Below are 16,419 nucleotides of genomic sequence, written 5' to 3'. Positions count from 1 at the left end.
AGACCCGCGAATGCGGGTCTCTGGCGAGGGTTTGCTTACTGAGCGCTTTCAAAACCTTCCAGTACGTTCACGGCGTTAATGCCGATTTCCTCCACGGCATAACCGCCTTCCATGACGAACAGCGTGGGTTTGCCCAGGGCGGCAATGCGTTTGCCCATCGCCAGGTAGTCCGGGCTGTCGAGTTTGAATTGCGAGATCGGATCGTCCTTGAATGTATCGACACCGAGCGACACGACAATGATGTCGGCGCCGTAGCGGTCGATCTCGTTGCAGGCCTGGTCCAGCGCCGCGCTCCAGACATCCCAGCCCGATCCGGCCGGCAACGGATAGTTGAAATTGAAACCCTCACCGGCCCCTTCGCCGCGCTCATCGTCATAGCCGAGAAAGAACGGAAACTCCGCTTCCGGGTGACCGTGGATCGAGGTGAACAACACGTCGCTGCGCTCATAGAAAATCGACTGCGTGCCGTTGCCGTGGTGATAGTCGACGTCGAGGATCGCAACCTTTTGGTGGCCCTGATCGAGAAACGCCTGCGCAGCAATGGCAGCGTTGTTGAGGTAGCAATAACCACCCATCAAATCGCTGGCCGCGTGGTGTCCCGGTGGCCGACACAATGCAAAGGCACTGCGTGCGCCATGTTGAATGGCCGCTTGCGCGGTCAGTGCGACCTGCGCTGCGCTGTACGCCGCTTGCCAGGTGCCGGCGGTGATCGGCGCGCCGCCGTCGAAGCTGTAGTAACCCAGCTGACCATGCAGGCTGGTCGGTTTGATCGCGCGCAAGGTGCGCGCCGGCCAGGTGTAGGGCAGCAGATCGCCGTCGGTGTTGAATTCGGTCCAGCGCGCCCATGCACCTTTGAAAAAGTCGAGGTAGTCGCGGCTGTGGATGCGCGCGATCGGTTCAAGGCCAAAATCCTTCGGTGCCTCGACCGGCCCCAGGTGCTGGTTCTGCACACGTTGCAGTACATGGTCGGCGCGCGACGGCATCTCGAAACACGGCTTGAGCTGGCCGTCGATCAATTCGCAGCGGCCATGGTGCAGGTGATGATCGTCCGAGTAGATCGTCAGCATTTGTTGTTCTCCGCAGGGCTGATTCGGTTGCGCCCAGTGTTGCGGTGCAATGCGATTCGGAGAACGGCAGGAAAGGCCAAAAGGGGATCGATCTGGCCAAAAAGTCTGACCGCAAATCGCCCCGTCAAAGGCCGAAGCGCCCCTTTACGGGGCGCCATATACATTCAGGGACGGCTTGCGTTTTTATCCGTCGTGGCTTGATGACGGTCAAGCGCCGCCAGCCAATCCGGTCGCTCGCGTTGCTCTAGCACCTTGCGCAATTTGCTGTAGGCATCCCCGCTGCAATCATTTCCCAGCGTCGGATCGGCGCCTTTTTCCAGCATCAGCGTGAACAGCCCGAGCATCTGCTGATGGTCGAGTTCTTTGTCGATGTTGCTTCTCGGGGCCTGGCTTGCCAGCAGATAGAGCACCGAATCCAGGCGGTCACCCTTGTAGCAACGTCCGGAAGGATAGAGAAAATTCAACTGCGCCCCGGCGTCAACAAGACGTTTTGCCGCCGGATAGTTGTTGCGGTAAATCGCTTCGTACAGCGCGGTTCGCTGTTCCTCGCTTTCCCGCAAATCCAGGTTTTGCGGGTGCTTGAACAGCCAGTTGAACACCTCTTCATCCTTGGCCGATGCTCGCTGCATCAGCAGGGTCTTGCCGCGCGCATCGGGCTCGTCGATGGCGGCACCGGCGTTGAGCAGGAACTGCGTGCGCTGGGCTTGCTGCGGATCCTTGTCAGCCTTGAGGTCCTTGTTCAGTGCCTGCATCACCAGCGGCTCGCTGCCGTTGATGCCGTGGGTTTCGGCGCCGCGTTCGAGCAGCAGGCGGGCGATGGCGAAGTTCGGCGCATCCAGTGCATGCAACAAGGCACTGCGGCCGTCCTCGCCGAGGGTTTTGGCTTGCAGGCCGCTGTCGAGCAACTGCCGCACGCGCGGCTCGTCCTGATTGTCGACGGCCTCGATCAAGGGCCATTGCGCCTGGCAGGCTTGCGGGTCGGCCTGGGTGAGGCCGAGATTTTGCAAAACACGCTCGGGAACACTCAGATTCCGTTGCAGACGCAGCCCGCAGTAGATCCGGTAATACTCCTGCGCCAATGCGTATTGGGTGGTGTAGGTCGGTGCCTTTTCATAGTACTGCCAGGCCTGATCCGCGAGGTTGAGATACACCGGAATGCGTTGTGGCGCGCGGCGTACGACTTCCAGCAGCCATTGCCGTGAACCCTCGTCCGGCGCCAGTTGGCTTTTCCAGTAGGCAATGTCATTGAGCTGGCCGATGAATTCCGGCTGATCGGCACCGATCCGCCGAAAGTCCTGATTCAAAAACAGCTCATCGACTTTCTTCAGCCCCGGGCCTTTGTCACTGGCCTGGCTCAGTTGTCGGTGCAGTTCCCACAGCTCTAGCGCGCCGTCGCCGGCCAGGTAAGGTTTGGGGTCGACTTCAATGCTCAGCGGGGCGTCGGGTACTTGGTAGCGCATGGCGCCCCGGGCGCCCCGGGCGCCTTCGACGCCTTTTAGCCAGGTGTCGAGCACTGCTGCCGGAGTGTCCTGCAATGGCTGGAACGACAGCAGGTGATCGTTGCGAATCCGCCCCAGCGCCAGCAACGGTGTACCGGGTGCGCGCGAATCGATCAGCAGATAACGCTTGGTTTCCCAGCCGCTGCTTTTGACGCAGTCGAACGCCAGCGTATCGACCACAATGCCGGGTGCGATGTCGGTACGACTGGCCGACGAGCCCAGATTCAAGTACTGGAACTCGGTAATGCAGCTGTGAAACTCCTCGGCGGTGAGCAGCGGAATCGGCCCGAGTTTTTGCGTGCGTTCGCGGTAGTCCTGATCGCGATAGACGTTCAGGTAAAACAGACCGCGAAAGCCGCTGAGCAACCCCACCGATGGCGTCGGTGTTTCAGCAGCGGTGGGCATCGGGATGATGGTGCGGGCGTACTCGGGCTTATCGACCACCGCTTTGGGTGGCAGCCCCCACCAGTTCAGCTCGATGGCATGGGCGGCCATGGGCAGGTTGATCAGAGCAGCGAGAACGACACGTTGTGCGCAGTAACGAAAAAGGGCCATCGAGCAAAAACACCGGCGACAGAATCAGGCCGCGTAATGTAGTGCAGTCTTTGGCGCTGCGCCTGATTTATCTCAAGGGCGGAACTGACTGGGCGCCACGCCACTCCAGCGCACAAAGGCATGGCGGAAACTTGCGGTCTCGCTGAAGCCCAGTGTCTCGGCGATGCGGTAGATCGGCAGTTGCTCCTCACACAGCATCTGCTTGGCGCGCTCGAAGCGCAGTTCATCGAGCAATTCCTGATAGCTGCTGCCCATGTCCTTGAGATGCCGGCGCAAGGTACGCGGCGAGCACTTCATCTGCTGGGCCAGACCTTCCAGCCCCGGCGCGGCGTTCAACTGCGCGCTGAGCAATTGACGAATCCGCCCCAGCCAGGCCTGACGCCCGGTGAACTCCAGATTCTGTTTGCGGCAACGTTCGGCCATCGCTTGATGGGTGATGCTGTCGGCCAGCGGCAGCGGTTGGTCGAGCCAGTGCCGGTCCAAGGCGAAGGCATTGTCCTTGGCGGCAAAGTGCAGCGGGCTGGCGAAGTGTTCGGCGTAGCTGGCGCGATAGTCCGGGGCCGCGTGTTCAAACCGTGTGGCCAGCAATGGCAGCGGGTGACCGAGCAAGTCATCGCAAATGACTTTGAGTGAAACCAGACAGAACTCGGCATTGAACACCGCCATCGCTGGGCTCTCGCGATAGTCGGCAGCGACAAACCAGACACGTTCGCCGTCGTCTTCCAGGCTCAGTTCGAAAAGTGTTCCCAGCAGCGCCGGATAACGGATCGCCAGGCGCAAAGCGTCACCGAAGGTGGCACAGGTGAGCAAGGCGTAACCGAGGATGCCGTAGCAGGAAACGTGCATGCGCCGGCCCAGTTCCAGACCGATATCGCGCTTGAGCGCGACCGCGTTGGCGCAAACCTGCATCTCCTGATTGGTGGTGATGCGCGTGTCGGCCCGGGCCAGATCCGCTGCACTGATGCCGCTGCCGGCCAGCAAGGCATCGCTCGACAAGCCTTCCGCCTTGAAGGTGTTGAGGACCAGTGAGACGGCGTTGAGGGTGGTGAGGTGGGAGTGGAGCATAAGATCTTCCAGCCTGATGATGGCTGGAACGCAGCAAGTTGCATGCCGGGTGAAACTCCTTTGTAGGAGTGAGCCTGCTTGCGATTACGGTCTGGCAGCCAACATCAATGTTGAATGAAAGATTGCTATCGCGAGCAGGCTCACTCCTACAGAGTCGTGCGGTGTGTCAGATCAGTTCGCCGCAGAGGTCGAGCTCAATCAGTCGGCGGACTTCTTGAGTTTCAAGGCCGGCACCGAGCAGCCCATTCAACTTGCCGAACGCCGCCTCGCGGGTCATGCCGCCACCGGACAACACGCCAACGCCACGCAAGCGGCTGCCGGCCTCGTAAACGTCCAGCTCGACACCGCCTTCATGGCACTGCGTGACCGCGACCACGACCACGCCGTTATCCCGCGCGCGGCCGAGGCTGGCGAGGAACTCGGGATTGTCGCTCGGTCCGGTGCCGCTGCCGTAGCACTCCAGCACCAGTCCCTGAATGCCACCGTCGAGCAGGCCGTCGACTATTCCGGCGCTGATACCGGGGAACAGCGGCAGCACCGCGACATTCGCCTGTTGCTTCGGCTGGTTGTAGTTCAACGCTGCAGGAATCGACGTGGCTTTCACGCCGCCGCCCTGACGCTCCAGACGCTTGAACGGATGACGGCCGAAGCTGCGTACTTTCGCGCAACGGGTCGGTGGCAGCAGTTCGCCGTGGAAGTACAGATGTACACCCGGTGCCAGGCCTTGGCCCAGCGCAACCAGCGCACCACTGAGGTTTTCCCAGGCATCGCTGTCGGTCACGCCGGCCGGCAACATCGAGCCGGTGAAGCACACGCGAGCCTGCAGGCCGAGCAACTGGAAGCTCATCGCCGCCGCGCTGTAGGCCAGGGTGTCGGTGCCGTGCAGGATCAGCACGCTGTCGCAGCCTTGCACATCCACAGCGTCGACCACTGCTTCACGCAGTTGCTGCCAGTAGGCCGGTGTCATGTTGGCGCTGTCGATCAGCGGCGACATCTCACGGAAGCGCCACTGCGGTACGACGAGTTCAGGCTGACTGTGCAGGTAGTCGCGCATCCGCGCTTCGAAACCGGATGCAGGGGCCAGACCGTTGGCGCTGGCCTGCATGCCGATGGTGCCACCGGTGTAGAGCACCATGACGTGCTGGGCGGCGGGGTAGGAATTGGCAATCATCTGAAGGTCTCCACAAGAGATGACATTGCAGGAGTGAGCCTGCTCGCGATAGCAGTTCATCATTCAACATTGATGTTGGCTGAAAGACAGCTATCGCGAGCAGGCTCACTCCTGCAAGTTATTGCATCACAATAACTGACGGGCGCAGGGGATGCGCCCGTCATTCACCTGTCAGCGTTGCGCTGCAGGCACGCCTTGCGGCTGAGCATCGGTTTGAGTGGCGGACGACGGGTTGGTCGGCCAAGCCTTCAGGTCCAGATCCAGATCGGTAAATTTGCTGGAGTCGAACACGGGCTGTTTGACGCCGGCACGGCGCTGCTCGTCGTAGTCGCGCATCACGCGCATGCCAACCTTGAACAGCATGGCCAGGGCCACCAGGTTGACGAAGGCCAGACAGGTCATGGTGATGTCGGCGAAGGCGAACACGGTCGAAAGGTCCTGCATCGAACCCCATACCACCAGCGCCAGCACCAGGCCGCGGAAAACCATCAGCGCGGCGCGGTTGCGGGTGAGGAACTGCAAGCTGTTCTCGCCCAGGTAGTAGTTGTAGAGGATGCAGGTGAAGACAAACAGCGACAGCGCGACGCTGACGAACATGCGACCCCAGTCACCGACCACGGCGGCCAGCGAGTTCTGGGTCAGGACGATGCCGTCACCTTCAAAGCCCGGGGTGTAGAAGCCCGACAACAGGATCAGCAGCGCGGTGCAGGTGCAGATCACGAAGGTGTCGAGGAACACGCTGAAAGCCTGAACCACGCCTTGGGCGCCCGGGTGCTTCACGGCGGCCACGGCGGCGACGTTCGGCGCACTGCCCAGGCCCGCTTCGTTGGCGAACACGCCACGCTTCACGCCCATGACGATGGCGCTGCCGAGCAGGCCGCCAAAGGCCGGGTCGAGGCCGAAGGCGCTCTTGAAGATGGTTTCCAGCATGGCTGGCACGTGTTCGATCTGGGTGCCGATCACGTACAGAGTCACGCCGATGTAGGCCAGGGTCTTGATCGGTACCAGCAGGTCGGACACCGAAGCGATGCGCTTGATGCCGCCGATGAAGGTGATGGCCAGCAACACCGCCAGGACGATCCCGGTGTGTTGAGGGTTAAAGGCAAAGGCGTTCTGCAACGAGTGGGTCACGGTGTAGGACTGCAGGCCAATGAAGGCGAAGCCGTATGTGACCAGCAGCAGAATCGAGAACACCACCGCCATGCCTTTCAGTTTCAGGCCGTGCTGGATGTAGTAAGCCGGGCCGCCACGATACAGACCGTCACCATCGGCGCGCTTGTAGACTTGGGCCAGGGTGCATTCGAAGAAGCTGCTGGACATGCCGACCAGTGCGGTCACCCACATCCAGAACACCGCACCTGGCCCGCCGAGGGTCACGGCGATGCCGACACCGGCGATGTTGCCTGCACCGACACGGCCGGCGAGGCTGAGCATCAGGGCCTGGAACGAGCTGAGTTGCCCGGCGCTGCCTTTCAAACTGTCGCGGAACACCGCGAACATGTGGAAGAAGTGGCGCAGTTGTACGAAACGCGAGCGAATCGTGAAGTAGCTACCGAGCCCGACAATGAGCACGATCAGTACTTTCCCTGAGAGGAAGTCGTTAATGACTTCGAGCATGGATTTTTCCTCGCTGTTTTTTGTGTAAGCAAATGCTGGATGTTCAGAAACATCGCGTTACACCGGTCTGCGCGCGGCACGACAGGCGAGGCGAGGGTTTCGTCCCGGATCCATTTCGCGGGTTTGTTATTAGTTCGGGTTTCGCATGGGTTATGGCCTCGTTACCGACGACCGCTCACGCGAAGAGGGGCGGCACTATACCGATCAGTGGCGCGCCCGTCTGCACGGTAGTGGTGCAAGCGACGAAACGAAGCTTTGAAACACCCGACGTTACCGGCGTCGGGTTTGTGCGGGAGCCGCTTCTCTGTTGACTCAAACCCTGTGGCGAGGGGATTTATCCCCGATGGGCCGCGTAGCGGCCCCAAAACCTGTAATCACGCTGTATCAGGAACATCGCGTGGCAGGGTTTTGCGACTGCTTCGCAGTCGATCGGGGATGAATCCCCTCGCCACAAGGGCCTGTTTCCACATGAAGCAATCCCCAGACATACGGGTCTCAGGATCAGAAAGTTAAAAAAAAGGGCCTGGGGAAATATCCCCAAGCCCTCAAAAGGTGAGAGGTGTCTAGTCCCTCGACCTGGTGAGCGGTGCAACAAGTAACGCGTCGGCTCAGGCTTTGAGCGGAACCAGACGCGGAGCAATCATGTTTTCCGGGCGCAGGATGTCGGCAAGACTCTCTTCGTCGAGCAGGCCTTCTTCGCGCACCAGTTCCAGCACGCCGCGGCCGCTTTCAAGAGCGATACGGGCGATGCGGGTGGCGTTTTTGTAGCCGATGTACGGGTTCAATGCGGTGACCAGACCGATCGAGTGTTCGACCAGTTCACGGCAGCGCGCTTCGTTGGCGGTGATGCCGACGATGCAGTGCTCGCGCAGCATGTCCATGGCGCGTTGCAGCAGGCGGATCGAGTCGAAGATCTTGAAGGCGATCAAAGGCTCCATCACGTTCAGTTGCAGTTGGCCGCCTTCGGCTGCCATGGTCAGCGCCAGGTCGTTACCGATAACCTGGAATGCCACCTGGTTGACGGCTTCCGGGATTACCGGGTTGACCTTGCCGGGCATGATCGAGCTGCCTGGCTGACGCGCCGGCAAGTTGATTTCGTTGATGCCGGTGCGTGGGCCGCTGGACAGCAGGCGCAGGTCGTTGCAGATCTTCGACAGCTTGACCGCGGTGCGTTTGAGCATGCCGGAGAACAGCACGAAGGCGCCCATGTCGGAAGTCGCTTCGATCAGGTCGGCCGCCGGTACTACCGGTTGACCGCTGATCAGCGCCAGGCGCTGAACAGCCAGCGCTTGATAGCGCGGGTCGGCGTTGATGCCGGTACCGATCGCGGTGCCGCCCAGGTTTACTTCAGTCAGCAGTTCCGGGGCCAGCGTCTTCAGACGGGCCAGGTCTTCGCCCATGGTGGTGGCGAAAGCACGGAATTCCTGGCCGAGGGTCATCGGCACGGCGTCTTGCAGCTGGGTACGGCCCATCTTCAGGACGTGGTTGAATTCTTCACCCTTGGCCGCGAATGCCTGAATCAGGCTGTCGAGGCTGGCGAGCAGGGTGTCGTGACCCAACAGCAGACCCAGGCGGATGGCCGTCGGGTAAGCGTCGTTGGTCGACTGCGCCATGTTCACGTCGTCGTTCGGGTGCAGGTACTGGTACTCGCCTTTCTGGTGACCCATTGCTTCGAGCGCAATGTTGGCGATCACTTCGTTGGCGTTCATGTTGGTGGAAGTACCGGCGCCACCTTGAATCATGTCGACCACGAACTCTTCGTGGAAATCACCGCGGATCAATCGTGCACAGGCTTCGCTGATGGCGGCGTGCTTGGCTTCGCTCAGGTGACCCAACTCGCGGTTGGCGTCAGCAGCGGCCTGTTTGACCATTGCCAGGCCGACAACCAGTTTCGGGTAATGCGAAATCGGAACGCCCGAGAGGCGGAAGTTGTTCACCGCTCGCAGGGTCTGGATGCCGTAATACGCTTGAGCGGGTACGTCGAGGGCGCCAAGCAGGTCGGTTTCTGTGCGGAAAGATGCAGCGGAGGACATGATAGAAATCATCTCGATATGGACCCGGTCTGTGCCGGAACGCTGCGAATGCTAGGCTTGTGGGAATTTTTGGGCCAATGCTGTTAAGCACTGCCCTATGCGCATTCGGCATAATGCCCGTGTGACGCCGCGTGCGCGGCAGACGTGTGACCTGTTTTGGTGCGTGTCCGGGAGGACGTGATGAATCTGGAAAGCAAATGGCTCGAGGACTTCAGTGCTCTGGCCGCCACCCGCAGCTTCTCGCAGGCAGCCGAACGGCGCTTCGTGACGCAACCGGCGTTCAGTCGACGGATTCGCAGCCTGGAAGCGGCGTTGGGGCTGACATTGGTCAATCGCTCGCGTACGCCGGTCGAACTGACGGCTGCAGGGCAGTTGTTTCTGGTAACCGCGCGCACCGTGGTCGAACAGCTCGGCGAAGTGCTGCGCCATCTGCATCATCTGGAAGGCGGGCAGGGCGAGGTGATGCAGGTCGCTGCGGCGCACTCGCTGGCGCTGGGCTTTTTCCCGCGCTGGATCGCGCAACTGCGCAATGAAGGTTTGAACATCGCCACGCGACTCGTCGCGACCAACGTCGGTGACGCTGTGCATGCCTTGCGTGAGGGCGGTTGCGATCTGATGTTGGCGTTCTACGACCCGGACGCGGCCATGCAGATGGACCCGGAAATCTTCCCGTCGCTGCACTTGGGCCAGACCGAAATGCTCCCGGTGTGCGCGGCGGATGCCGACGGCAAGCCGCTGTTCGATCTGGAAGGCGAGGCCAGCGTGCCGTTGCTGGCGTATAGCGCAGGCGCCTTTCTCGGGCGTTCGGTGAACGGTTTGCTGCGCCAGCGTCAGCTGCGTTTCACCACGATCTATGAAACGGCGATGGCTGACAGCCTGAAGAGCATGGCGCTGGAAGGCCTCGGCATCGCTTGGGTGCCGCAGTTGAGCGTGCGTGCCGAACTGGCACGGGGTGAACTCGTCGTCTGCGGCGGCCCGCAATGGCATGTGCCGCTGGAGATTCGCTTGTACCGCTGCGCGCTGGTGCGCAAGGCCAATGTGCGCCTGTTGTGGCGCAAGCTCGAAGGCGGAGCTGCGCACGGATCTTGAACCCGGCAACTAATCCTGTGGGAGCTGGCTTGCCAGCGATGCGGTGTGTCAGTCACCCTCTCTGTTTACTGGTCTGACGCCATCGCTGGCAAGCCAGCTCCCACAGCGATCAAAGTGATGTCTTGGCGCTGACCTGCAAGTCAATAAAACCGGGCTTTTGCGGCAGATGACAGATGGTCGCGATGGGGGCTGTTTATTGCTTTCATTGCGGTATACTGCGCGGCCTTCGGCCGGTACGTCCGGCCATTTTTCGTACAATCAAGCCACGCAATCCTGCGTGGCTTGTTGTTTTTGACGCGCCTGCGGGCGCCCAGAGAGAAGAGGCGCGACGATGAGTGCACTGGTTGGCGTGATCATGGGCTCCAAGTCCGATTGGTCCACCCTTAGCCACACCGCCGATATGCTGGAAAAGCTCGGCATCCCGTACGAGGTCAAGGTGGTTTCTGCCCACCGCACCCCGGATCTGCTGTTCCAGTACGCCGAAGAGGCTGAAGGCCGCGGCATCGAGGTGATTATCGCCGGTGCTGGTGGCGCGGCCCATTTGCCAGGCATGTGTGCGGCCAAGACCCACCTGCCGGTGCTGGGCGTTCCGGTGCAGTCGTCGATGCTGTCGGGCGTCGATTCGCTGCTGTCGATCGTGCAGATGCCAGCCGGCATTCCGGTCGCCACCCTGGCCATCGGCAAGGCCGGCGCGATCAACGCCGCGCTGCTCTCGGCAAGCATCCTCGGCGCCAAGCATCCACAGTTCCACGCGGTACTGAAAACCTTCCGTGCCGAGCAGACAGACAGCGTCCTGGACAATCCAGACCCACGTATTGCCTGAGGTTGTTGAGATGAAGATCGGTGTAATCGGTGGCGGCCAGTTGGGCCGCATGTTGGCCCTGGCGGGCACTCCGCTGGGCATGAACTTCGCTTTTCTCGACCCTGCGCCGGACGCCTGTGCGGCCGCATTGGGCGAACACCTGCGGGCCGACTACGGCGATCAGGATCATCTGCGCCAATTGGCCGATGAAGTCGATCTGGTGACCTTCGAGTTCGAAAGCGTCCCGGCGGAAACTGTCGCGTTCCTCTCGCAATTCGTCCCGGTTTATCCGAGCGCCGAAGCTCTGCGCATTGCTCGCGACCGCTGGTTCGAAAAGAGCATGTTCAAGGATCTGGGCATCCCGACTCCGGCCTTCGCCGACATTCAGTCGCAAGCCGATCTGGATGCGGCCGTCGCTTCGATCGGCCTGCCGGCCGTGCTGAAAACCCGCACTTTGGGTTACGACGGCAAGGGCCAGAAAGTCCTGCGCAAGCCAGAAGATGTGGTTGGTACCTTCGCCGAGCTGGGCAGCGTTGCCTGCCTGCTGGAAGGCTTCGTGCCGTTCACCGGTGAAGTCTCGCTGATCGCCGTGCGTGCCCGTGATGGTGAAACGAAGTTTTATCCGCTGGTGCACAACACCCACGACAGCGGCATCCTCAAGCTGTCGGTCGCCAGTACCGATCACCCGTTGCAGGCGTTGGCTGAAGACTACTCCAGCCGTGTGCTCAAACAGCTGGATTACGTCGGCGTGATGGCGTTCGAGTTCTTTGAAGTCGATGGTGGCCTCAAGGCCAACGAAATCGCCCCGCGCGTGCACAACTCCGGGCACTGGACCACCGAAGGCGCCGAGTGCAGCCAGTTCGAAAACCATCTGCGCGCCGTTGCCGGTCTGCCGCTGGGTTCGACGGCCAAGGTCGGCGAGAGCGCGATGCTCAACTTCATCGGCGTGGTTCCGCCGGTGGAGAAAGTCATCGCCATCGAAGACTGCCATTTGCATCACTACGGCAAGGCCTTCAAGGCCGGGCGCAAGGTCGGTCACGCCAACCTGCGCTGCGCCGACATGGCCACCCTTCAGGCGCAGATCGTCAAGGTCGAAGCGCTGATCGCCGAGTAAAACAGTTTCATGTGGCAGCGGCGGAACCATTCAGGGGCCGCCGTTCTCTCATGGCAGGATGCGAAACACTGGCTAGTCTTTCGCATATCTACCAAATCAGAGGGAAATGCCATGGGAATTATCGGAACCATCTTTATCGGCTTGATCGTCGGCCTGCTGGCTCGGTTCCTGAAACCGGGCGATGACAGCATGGGCTGGATCATGACCATCCTGCTCGGTATCGGCGGTTCGCTGGCGGCCACCTACGGCGGCCAGGCTCTGGGCATCTATCACGCGGGCGAGGGTGCAGGCTTCATCGGCGCACTGGTCGGCGCGATCGTGTTGCTGGTGATCTACGGCCTGATCAAAAAGAACTGATCCAAAGCGACAAAGCCCTCTCTGCCTACGCGGCAGGGAGGGCTAGAATGCTCGGCGATTCACTGTTCCTTTCTTTCCATACCGAGCACCTTCATGCGCCGTCTTCTGTTGACTCTCCTTTTTCTGGGCAGCGGTTTGGCCCACGCCGGCGAACTGCCGGAAACCGACTGGCTGGAACTGATGCCCAAGTCGGACCAAAAGGCCCTCGAGGCCATGCCTGAAATCGACCACAACTCCCCGGAAGCCACCGGCACCTTCACCGAGAAGGGCGGGATGAAGCAGGCCAAAGGTCTGCCGGCGGTGATGTATTCGACCAAAACCGTGGCGTCGATGAATGACAAGCATATTCGCATCGGTGGTTACCCGGTGCCGCTGGAGTCCGATGCCAAGGGCCGCAGCACGCTGTTCTTCCTCGTGCCGTACCCGGGCGCCTGCATCCACGTGCCGCCACCGCCACCGAATCAACTGGTGCTGGTGCGTTATCCGAAGGGTTTGAAACTGGACGATATTTACACGCCGCTGTGGGTCACCGGCACGCTGAAAGTCGAGAAAGTCAGCAATGATCTGGCTGATGCGGCGTATGCGCTGGAGGCCGACAAGGTGCGGGTGGTGCAAGAGTCGGATCTTTAACAGTCACCACGAAACAACTGTGTGCCAGCCCCTGTGGCGAGGGGATTTATCCCCGATGGGTTGCGAAGCGACCCCGCTTTTGAATCAAGAACAGGGGCCTGCTCCGCAGGCCATCGGGGATAAATCCCCTCACCACAAAGGCTCACTCCAACATTGGTACTGCGGGGTTGGTCAGAGCGGTTTGCTGCCGATGCTGACACCCATCGTATGGCTCGCACCCGATGCCAGATTCACCACATCATCCATCACGTTCGCCGTCTCGATGCACAGCATGCGCTGCCAGCCATCGTTATCCATGTCGCTGAATGCTGCCGCGCGATCGATCCACGGATTCCAGATCACCGCCGTGCGCGAGCCGGTGGCCGTCAGCACGATACGCCGCTCCCAGGCCGGATCGACAATGCTCAGTCGCGGCGGAGCATTCAGGTAGATACGGTCGGTTTCGCCGGCAAACTGCAGGTCGCCTGTCTGCGCGTGGGTGTTCCAGTTGTCCAGGGTCTCGATGTAATCCAGACCATCCACGCCTTCGACCTGCACATTGCGTACATCGCTGACGGCGAAATACGTGTGCAGCGCCTGACTGATGCTGACGTCTTCGGCGCCACGGTTATGGCTGGTCAGGCTGATGTGCAACTGGTCATTCAAGTGCAGGGTCAGCGTCAGATCGACCTGATGCGGCCAGCCCGGGAAGCCGCCCTCCGGATAAGGCAGCTTGAATTCAACCTTGACGCCATGGTCTTCGGCTTCGATGCCGCCCAGCTCCCAATCCATCGCCCGGACAAAACCGTGAGCCTGCGCCGGTTCTTCGCTGACGCGCATCGCTTTCACGCTCTGCGGATTACGCTCGAAGACGCCGAACCACGGCCAGCACACCGGCACGCCGGCGCGGATGCTTTTGCCCGCCTTGAACACCGCCTTGTCATTGAGCCAGATAATCGGCGGCTGGCCGTCGATCTGATAACTGAGGATGTGCGCGCCTTGCTGGGCCACCAGCACTTCGGCCTGACCGTGGCGAATGCGCCAGCAGTTCAGTTCATCCAGTTTCACGGCTTCAACGTTGGGCGTGTTCATGGGACAGCTCTCGATCAGACACTTGGGACGACTATCGACCGCAAATCGGCCGCGATGTTTAACGTGCGCGTGGCGGCACCGAGCGAGTGCGGCCGCTGCCGTCGATGGCGACGAAGACAAACACCGCCTCGGTGACTTTACGCCACTCGCTGGACAGCGGATCGTCGCTCCACACTTCGACCATCATCTGGATCGAGCTGCGACCGATTTCCAGGGTCTGGGTGTAAAAGGACAATTGCGCACCGACCGCCACAGGCACGAGGAACGCCATGCGGTCGATGGCAACCGTGGCGACGCGACCGCCGGCCACGCGGCTGGCCATTGCGGTGCCGGCCAAATCCATCTGCGCTACCAGCCAGCCGCCGAAAATATCGCCAAAGCCGTTGGTTTCGCGTGGGAGTGCAGTGATTTGCAGGGCCAGGTCGCCTTGCGGGATCGGATCTTCTTGTTCGAGCTCTATCATGCCGGGGGTGCCTCTGACCCGTGACTCTTCGTTGGTATTGCTGGTGGTAGCCGTCTTCGGGAAAAACGATTCAGCACCGAACATTCTACGTTCGTCACGTTTTCCATCAGGCGCCTAAGGAGAAACTCTGCGAAACCGGCTAATCCCGAGCCAAGGCCGGGCCAACGACGTTTTCGCACAGCAACCCCCTACAAACCGGAGCAAGGTTGCGAGTATATCGGTCGGTAGACTCCACGACGACCATCCGGTTCTCATTTCGACCGTCAAATACGCGCCTCTATGTGCTTTTTCGAACAATTTGCTATGGTGCCGAACCTGCCCAAGTCACAGCCAGCGTTGTTGTGGCGGTAGATCCGACTATAAGAGAAGCCCTTGCCATGACCACAGCGCCTTCGAGCCTCGCGCAGCCCGAGCAACCCGCACGACCATTGACTCGCAACGACTACAAGACTCTGTCGCTGTCCGCCCTCGGCGGTGCGCTGGAATTCTACGATTTCATCATCTTCGTGTTCTTCGCCACCGTGGTCGGCAAGCTGTTCTTTCCGGCCGACATGCCCGAGTGGCTGCGCCTGATGCAGACCTTCGGCATCTTCGCCGCCGGTTACCTCGCACGGCCGCTGGGCGGTATCGTCATGGCGCACTTCGGCGATCTGCTGGGTCGCAAGAAGATGTTCACCCTGAGCATTTTCATGATGGCCGTGCCGACCTTGATCATGGGGCTGCTGCCAACGTATGCGCAGATCGGCCTGTGGGCGCCGATTCTTCTGCTGTTGATGCGCGTGATTCAGGGCGCGGCGATTGGCGGTGAAGTGCCGGGGGCGTGGGTCTTCGTTTCCGAACACGTGCCGCAGAAACATATGGGTTATGCCTGCGGCACCCTTACCAGCGGCCTGACCGCCGGTATTCTGCTCGGCTCGCTGGTCGCCACCGCGATCAACAGCATCTATACGCCTGCCGAGGTTTCCGATTACGCCTGGCGGATCCCGTTCCTGCTCGGTGGTGTATTTGGCCTGTTCTCGGTCTACCTGCGCCGCTGGCTGCACGAAACCCCGGTGTTCGCCGAACTGCAACAACGCAAGGCGCTGGCTGAAGAAGTGCCGTTGCGCGCAGTGCTGCGCGACCATCGCGGTGCGATTGCGATCTCGATGCTGCTGACCTGGTTGCTGTCCGCTGGCATCGTCGTAGTCATATTGATGACCCCGACCGTGCTGCAAACGGTCTACCACTTCACGCCGACAGAGTCGTTGCAATCGAACAGTCTGGCGATCGTCTTTTTGAGCATCGGCTGCATCATCTCCGGTGCGTTGGCGGATCGCTTTGGCGCCGGACGCGTGTTCGTATTCGGTTGCCTTGGCTTGCTGATCAGCTCCTGGACCTTCTATCACAGCCTCGCCGCTCACCCGACCTGGCTGTTCCCGCTGTACGCGTTGACCGGTTTCCTGGTCGGCACCATCGGTGCGGTGCCGTATGTGATGGTTAAAGCGTTCCCGCCGGTGGTGCGCTTCAGCGGTTTGTCCTTCTCTTATAACGTTGCCTACGCGATCTTCGGCGGCCTGACGCCAATGGTGGTCAGCCTGTTGCTGAAAGAAAGCGCGATGGGCCCGGCCTACTATGTGGCGGTGCTGTGCACGGTGGGGATTCTGGTGGGTGCGTGGCTCTGGAAGAAGGGTCGCTGATTCCGAGCTATTTGTAGCTGTCTGATCGTTCCCATGCTCCGCGTGGGAATGCATCCCGCGACGCTCCGCGTCACCTCTCAATGCAGACGCAGAGCGTCCATGGCGGCGTTCCCACGCAGAGCGTGGGAACGATCTGTCGCGACATGCTGGCCTTTCATCCAATTGTCATATTTCAGCCATAGAGTGTTCACACGGCCTGCTGATACTTGG

Annotated in this window: 14 protein-coding genes; 6 read left to right on the top strand and 8 right to left on the bottom strand. The window is 60.8% G+C overall.

Annotation, left to right across the window (positions count from 1 at the left end; genetic code table 11):
• Positions 1-35: 35 nt before the first annotated feature.
• The 6 genes from KI231_RS29350 to aspA form a co-directional block, all read right to left on the bottom strand.
• Positions 36-1,067, bottom strand: coding sequence for a histone deacetylase family protein (locus KI231_RS29350; protein ID WP_103302722.1), 1,032 nt, complete (start codon positions 1,065-1,067; stop codon positions 36-38).
• Positions 1,068-1,231: 164 nt separating this feature from the next.
• A complete protein-coding gene (locus KI231_RS29345) occupies positions 1,232-3,121 on the bottom strand; it encodes an ankyrin repeat domain-containing protein (protein WP_213027013.1) in 1,890 nt (629 codons plus the stop codon).
• Positions 3,122-3,193: 72 nt separating this feature from the next.
• A complete protein-coding gene (locus KI231_RS29340) occupies positions 3,194-4,186 on the bottom strand; it encodes an AraC family transcriptional regulator (RefSeq protein WP_213027012.1) in 993 nt (330 codons plus the stop codon).
• A gap of 166 nt (positions 4,187-4,352) precedes the next feature.
• Positions 4,353-5,357 carry an asparaginase gene (locus tag KI231_RS29335; RefSeq protein ID WP_213027011.1) on the bottom strand — a complete coding sequence of 335 codons (1,005 nt, stop codon included), beginning with the start codon at positions 5,355-5,357 and terminating at the stop codon, positions 4,353-4,355.
• 171 nt (positions 5,358-5,528) lie between these two features.
• Positions 5,529-6,974, bottom strand: coding sequence for an alanine/glycine:cation symporter family protein (locus KI231_RS29330; protein WP_213027010.1), 1,446 nt, complete (start codon positions 6,972-6,974; stop codon positions 5,529-5,531).
• 608 nt (positions 6,975-7,582) lie between these two features.
• Positions 7,583-9,007 carry an aspartate ammonia-lyase gene (gene aspA, locus KI231_RS29325; protein WP_103302711.1) on the bottom strand — a complete coding sequence of 475 codons (1,425 nt, stop codon included), beginning with the start codon at positions 9,005-9,007 and terminating at the stop codon, positions 7,583-7,585.
• A gap of 180 nt (positions 9,008-9,187) precedes the next feature.
• On the opposite strand from aspA, the gene KI231_RS29320 reads away from it, so the two are divergent.
• The 5 genes from KI231_RS29320 to KI231_RS29300 all read left to right on the top strand — a co-directional run bounded on the left by KI231_RS29320 (position 9,188) and on the right by KI231_RS29300 (position 12,999).
• Positions 9,188-10,096, top strand: a complete 909-nt coding sequence (locus KI231_RS29320; RefSeq protein ID WP_103302709.1) for a LysR substrate-binding domain-containing protein — start codon at positions 9,188-9,190, stop codon at positions 10,094-10,096.
• Between the two features lie 331 nt (positions 10,097-10,427).
• Positions 10,428-10,919: a 5-(carboxyamino)imidazole ribonucleotide mutase gene (purE, locus tag KI231_RS29315; RefSeq protein ID WP_003229641.1), complete on the top strand. Its 492-nt coding sequence runs from the start codon at positions 10,428-10,430 to the stop codon at positions 10,917-10,919.
• Positions 10,920-10,929: 10 nt separating this feature from the next.
• Entirely contained in the window at positions 10,930-12,012 is a 1,083-nt protein-coding gene (locus KI231_RS29310) for a 5-(carboxyamino)imidazole ribonucleotide synthase (RefSeq protein ID WP_047596872.1), read from the top strand.
• A 111-nt stretch (positions 12,013-12,123) separates the two neighbouring features.
• Positions 12,124-12,369, top strand: a complete 246-nt coding sequence (locus tag KI231_RS29305; protein ID WP_007920223.1) for a GlsB/YeaQ/YmgE family stress response membrane protein — start codon at positions 12,124-12,126, stop codon at positions 12,367-12,369.
• 93 nt (positions 12,370-12,462) lie between these two features.
• Positions 12,463-12,999 (top strand): DUF3299 domain-containing protein, encoded by a 537-nt coding sequence (locus KI231_RS29300; protein ID WP_007920225.1) that lies wholly within the window; start codon positions 12,463-12,465, stop codon positions 12,997-12,999.
• 171 nt (positions 13,000-13,170) lie between these two features.
• Here KI231_RS29300 and KI231_RS29295 read toward each other — a convergent pair whose 3' ends face one another.
• Both KI231_RS29295 and KI231_RS29290 read right to left on the bottom strand, forming a co-directional pair.
• Positions 13,171-14,070, bottom strand: a complete 900-nt coding sequence (locus tag KI231_RS29295; protein WP_213027009.1) for a D-hexose-6-phosphate mutarotase — start codon at positions 14,068-14,070, stop codon at positions 13,171-13,173.
• Positions 14,071-14,128: 58 nt separating this feature from the next.
• A complete protein-coding gene (locus tag KI231_RS29290; RefSeq protein WP_003229628.1) occupies positions 14,129-14,533 on the bottom strand; it encodes an acyl-CoA thioesterase in 405 nt (134 codons plus the stop codon).
• A gap of 377 nt (positions 14,534-14,910) precedes the next feature.
• Between KI231_RS29290 and KI231_RS29285 the strand changes: the two genes are divergently transcribed.
• The gene (locus KI231_RS29285) at positions 14,911-16,209 is read left to right on the top strand and encodes an MFS transporter (protein ID WP_103302704.1); all 1,299 of its coding nucleotides are present in this window, start codon (positions 14,911-14,913) and stop codon (positions 16,207-16,209) included.
• Positions 16,210-16,419 lie beyond the last annotated feature (210 nt).

Origin of the sequence: Pseudomonas sp. Seg1 (assembly GCF_018326005.1) — a bacterium.
Classification (GTDB): Bacteria; Pseudomonadota; Gammaproteobacteria; order Pseudomonadales; family Pseudomonadaceae; genus Aquipseudomonas.
This window is presented reverse-complemented; position numbering and strand designations above follow the sequence as displayed.